This window comes from Paraglaciecola sp., from assembly GCF_030730205.1.
In the GTDB taxonomy this organism is placed as follows: domain Bacteria; phylum Pseudomonadota; class Gammaproteobacteria; order Enterobacterales; family Alteromonadaceae; genus Paraglaciecola.
Genome location: NZ_JANQVQ010000060.1, coordinates 1 through 4,964, shown reverse-complemented (window position 1 = coordinate 4,964; position 4,964 = coordinate 1). Strand labels below are relative to the sequence as shown.

At 37.2% G+C, this 4,964-nt stretch carries 4 protein-coding genes; 2 read left to right on the top strand and 2 right to left on the bottom strand.

Annotated elements, in window-relative coordinates; genetic code table 11:
- On the top strand, positions 1-879 hold an 879-nt coding region (locus NWQ57_RS05635; protein WP_306021160.1), incomplete at its 5' end, for a hypothetical protein.
- A 9-nt stretch (positions 880-888) separates the two neighbouring features.
- A complete protein-coding gene (gene murB / locus NWQ57_RS05630; RefSeq protein WP_306021159.1) occupies positions 889-1,869 on the top strand; it encodes a UDP-N-acetylmuramate dehydrogenase in 981 nt (326 codons plus the stop codon).
- 66 nt (positions 1,870-1,935) lie between these two features.
- On the opposite strand, the gene NWQ57_RS05625 is transcribed toward murB, so the two are convergent.
- Both NWQ57_RS05625 and NWQ57_RS05620 read right to left on the bottom strand, forming a co-directional pair.
- The gene (locus tag NWQ57_RS05625; RefSeq protein WP_306021158.1) at positions 1,936-2,895 is read right to left on the bottom strand and encodes a glycosyltransferase family 2 protein; all 960 of its coding nucleotides are present in this window, start codon (positions 2,893-2,895) and stop codon (positions 1,936-1,938) included.
- Between the two features lie 104 nt (positions 2,896-2,999).
- Positions 3,000-4,454 carry an oligosaccharide flippase family protein gene (locus tag NWQ57_RS05620; RefSeq protein ID WP_306021157.1) on the bottom strand — a complete coding sequence of 485 codons (1,455 nt, stop codon included), beginning with the start codon at positions 4,452-4,454 and terminating at the stop codon, positions 3,000-3,002.
- Between the last annotated feature and the right edge of the window lie 510 nt (positions 4,455-4,964).

The following is a 4,964-nucleotide window of genomic DNA, read 5'->3' as shown; positions in this document are numbered from 1 at the left end:
CGATTGGGGGCAAAAGTCACACAAGAACCTGACTTTATTTCTATCGAAGCAGACCGTTTTATCGGTGCAACAATTAAATTTCCTATATCTACAGTTGGCGGCACAGAAAATGCTTTAATTTGCGGCGCAATTGCCCAGGGTAAAACAGAAATAGTCAATGCGTATATAACGCCTGAGATAGAAGATTTAATCGACTTCTTAAGAAGAATGGGCACACAAATTACGGTGAATGGCAGTAGTCATATTATTGTTGAAGGCACAGAAAAGCTTAAGGGAGTTATTAAGTCTGTAATGTCAGACCGTATTGAGGCATTAACTTGGTTAGTTTATGCCGTTTTATCAAAGGGTACACTGTTAATTAATAACGTCCCATTCGACTCGATGGAAGTCCCGTTATTGCATTTAAAAAATATGGGCATTGACTTTTTAAGTAATTCAAACAGCATTTACTTCTCTCCTGATTGTTTGAAAAATGGGCAAGTAGAATCTTTTGAATTAGCATGTGGTGCTCATCCTGGCATCATTTCAGATATGCAGTCGTTTTATACCTTATTAGGGATAGTAGCTAAAGGTGACTCAAGAGTGTTTGATTATCGCTATCCTGAACGTATTGCCTATGCCAATGAATTACAAAAATTGATCAACGAACCTGTTGTAGAAGCTGAAAAGGGCAAAATAACATTACGTGGCCCCGGTAAGTTCAAGCCAGGTGAAGTGACGTCAACAGATTTACGAGGAAGCATGGCCTTAGTTATGGCAGCTCTTTGCGCGGATGGAACATCCACTGTGCATGAAGTTGAGATGGCACTTAGAGGTTATAACAACTTAGCTAAGAAATTAGCAGCCTTAGGCATTGAAATCACCGTTTTAGAGAGTTAATACCTTTTAATGACATCATTACAAGCACTTACAAAGCAATTAGTAAACGTGATGCCAAGTTCAGTGAGCATAGACTGCTCACTGTCAACCCTTAGTTATTGGAAAATAGGGGGATTGGCTAGCGTAGTAGTTGAACCTGCAAATATACAGGAGTTGCAGCAAGCGATCAGGGTTATAAATCAATTTAAAGATGTACCCAGTATGATAGTAGGTGACACATCTAACTTATTATTTGCAGATGCGGGTTATCATGGCGTGATAATTAAGATTGGTAATGCTCTTTCAAAAATTGAAATCAGCGGCACAAAAATCTATTGCGAAGCTGGCGTATGGGTTCCCGAATTGGCTTATCGCTCTTACCGCAAGGGATTGAGTGGTATTGAACACATCTGTGGCATACCTGGCCGGATAGGTGGCTTGATCTACATGAACGGAGGGAGCAACCGCCGAGGTATTTTAGAAAATGTAGAAAGTGTTCAACTCATCAATAAAGCTGGAGAAATTGAAACTGTTGAAGCGAAAGATCTCCAGCACTCCTATCGAACTTCCCCCTTCCAGGGTGATGAACGAATTATTGCGGCAGTTACATTACGTTTAGAACCTTCAGATAGAGACGTAGTGCGCAATCAAATGCGCTCAATATTAAGCTCCAGAAGAAAGAAATTTCCTCGAAAACTTCCCAACTGTGGTTCGGTATTTCTTTCAAACCCCTCAATGTATGATGTAGTAGGCCCACCTGGTTTTGCTATCGAAAAAGCAGGGCTGAAAGGCACAAAAAAGGGCCAAGCACAAATATCGCCCTTACATGCAAATTTCATTGTTAACCTTGGCGGAGCGTCCAGTGAAGATATCATTTATTTGATCGCATTAGCCCGCAATACTGTGTTTGCGCAAACTGGTTTTAAAATGGATTGTGAAGTTAGGTATGTCGCGCCAAGTGGTGCAGTTAATCAAGCCCACACAATAGCTGACTCGATTAACGTTCAGTGAAAAAACGCGCCTTATTGCCTCGATTTTAGTCAAAATAGATATAAAAAAGAATCTAACTTTTTTAAGCTAGATTTTTTTGAAGAGTTTTAATAATTTGTAATAAACTGAAGGCAACAATATACGTAGCGTTATTTTGTAATCGACTACAGACTTAAACTTTTTGATCAACTCAAATTTCCGATTAAAACTTACGCTCCCGTTACTTAACTCTCTTTCTATCTCAAACCCCACCTGAATCATGTAATGCAGGAACTGAGTAATGTCAGCAGAATGGATAGCCTTTTTTGATAATTCATCAGCAAGAAATACAACTGATTTATAATAACCACTTGCATGCCTCATGGATAAGGAACTGGTAGTTATCGAGTTTTTACGAATACGCCGTTGAAAAAAACGGTCTTGTAAAACCCTTATATTTGAAGAGGTTAAAAATAGCATGGTAGTAAAATAGTTGTCTTCATGAAGTATACCATCAATAAAACGCAGTCCAGAATGATGCTTGAAGCGATACATGTAACAACAAGACTGGACGATGTAAAAACCACTATTTCTAGAGTCTACAAATAACTGATGGCCGTCTGTGTAATGATCAGCGGGTAGGTTTCTTGAATAATCAAAGTTTTCAATCATTTCTTCAGGCATATCATCGCAAAACGCTTTTGCGTTAAATATGACTAAATCAGCATTAGTTTTAACTAGTTCGTTTATGCATTTATCAAGAGTGTTGGGCAAAATCCAATCATCACTATCCAAAAAGTAAATAAACTCACCCTTAGCGTTTTCAAGGCCAGTATTTCTGGCTGCGGATAAACCTTTGTTGGTTTGTTCGATGATGACTAGTTTACCTTCAAACTTATCTCGGTATGCTAGTAATATATCCAGAGATTGATCTGTAGAACCGTCATTTACTGCTATTAATTCGAAATAAGGATAGTTTTGCTTTAAAACCGAATCCAGGCACTCTGCCAAATACAATTCAACATTGTAGACAGGCAAAATAACACTAACTAATGGTAATTTTTTCATAATTCAGTTTCACTCAACTATATCTAATAAGCCATCTATTTAACGATAGCGATAAAAGCGTGACTACGCGGATAAATATTTGAAAACCCGGTATTCAACACTCGCTATTTTGCTACTTTTTTCTTTAGTAAAGGGACTATTTGGCCAATTACTTGATAACTCTGCTTTTTAAATACAACAAGCATAATGAATGTATAAACAGCGAAACCAAAGCCGATTTTAGCGAGCAGCAATGGCAAAATAGCTAATTCGAGATGTAACAAATCAAACCCCCAAATAATTGCACAAAACATCACTAGCGATGAAATTAAAGCTGGTAAACTTGCCTTAAACACCTCAAATAAACTAATTGGAATTGTCTTGTTTGTTAATGAAAATCTAATAGGTAATGACGTAACTGCTGCAAGTAAAAGACCCAAAACAGCCATTTTGGCTGAGAAATAAGCGCCTACTATAGTAAAAATAATATTAAAAACAGTCGCTATTACATTAATTTTAAATGACTGTGATGTGTGCCCTTTTGAGATCAATAACGTTGGCAAAAACCATCCCAACACACTCACAACACTGCCGAAGCAAAAAATTAATAATAAATCTGCACTACTACCCCACTGCTCACCAAATAGCAGAAACACGGCCTCTTCCGACACTGCGCCTAATCCTAAATACATGGGCAGCACTAGAGTCGATGCGATGGTAACCACCCTGCAATATACATCTGATAATTTAGTATTTTTATCTACCCTTGAAAAAGCGGGTAACAGAACAGCATTCAACGGAGTTAACGTTATTTCAGATAGCATTCTAAGTGCACGCTGAGCGACTGATACAAAGGCAAATTGCGCGCTTCCTAATAAAAATGCTGTCGCTAAATTAATGCTGCGTGTAGAAACAAAAGTCAAACAAGTATTATAGAAAAGTGGCAAACCAAATTTAAAAATCAGATAGAAATACTTTTTACGTAGTGGATATTTAGGAATATACCGTTCAACAGATAAGAACAAAATAGTAGTAAATAATGTTTGTAGTATCCGGCCAACAATAACGGACCATACACCATACCCTTGAAACACGAGCAAAATAGAGATACCACCACCAATGGTAGTGCATACCACGTTGATGATTGTAATCACTCTATTTTGAAAGTGGCGTTGGAGCTTGGCTAAACTAACTAGAGATATTGAGTTCAATATTGGGACAGTGGCTAAGGCAACTAACATGACCCCTGAGCCTTCATAAAAATAAAACTCACTCAAAGGTGCGATAATACCGCTCAGTATCAAACCAAGCAGAACAGATATAATAAGTAAAAACCAAAAACAATTTGAAGCTAAACGCTCACTCCAATTTGGCTTTTGGATTAATATCTGATTTACCCCAAAATTACTAAAGAGTATGACCATTTCAGTAATTAAAAAGCAGTACGCCATTAAGCCGAACTCTTCTACACTGAGTATTCTGGCGAGCAGAACATAAACAATGAGAGATGAAGCTTGATTAAATATGTTGAGCAGAACGTTCCAAATAGTACCGAATAGGGTTTTTTTAGCTGTTGTCACTTATTTTTCCATTAACTAATATTGTGTTTACCGTACTTGTTTTTAACAATGTACTTATTCCGTTTAAAGTGACCATAGAGACCGGACATCCACTCAATTACACGCACTCTTCATAATATGATATCTAATAACGACCCACTTCACATTGCTTTAAATACCTAGGACTGACTTTTTTGATATTGACAGCCGAACATATTAATTACGCGCAAGTGTGAATTATCATGCCAGACGCCTTTTTCAAAGCATAGTTTAGGCCAATCCTGCCTGCCCTGAATAAAAAACAATAAAATACGTTTATATCGATTTTAAAAATTCAATACTTTGCTGAATATCCCTTTACTTACAACGCTTCTTCACGACTATATGATGTTAAAGAACTATATAAAACTGATAGTTGGTGTAAATTAAAGTTTTACTTATTTGAACCAAACTCAAGATTTATGATAATTACCCCACCTCGAAAGGAAGCCCCATGAACAAAATAACAAACTCATTTATAGTCAGTATATT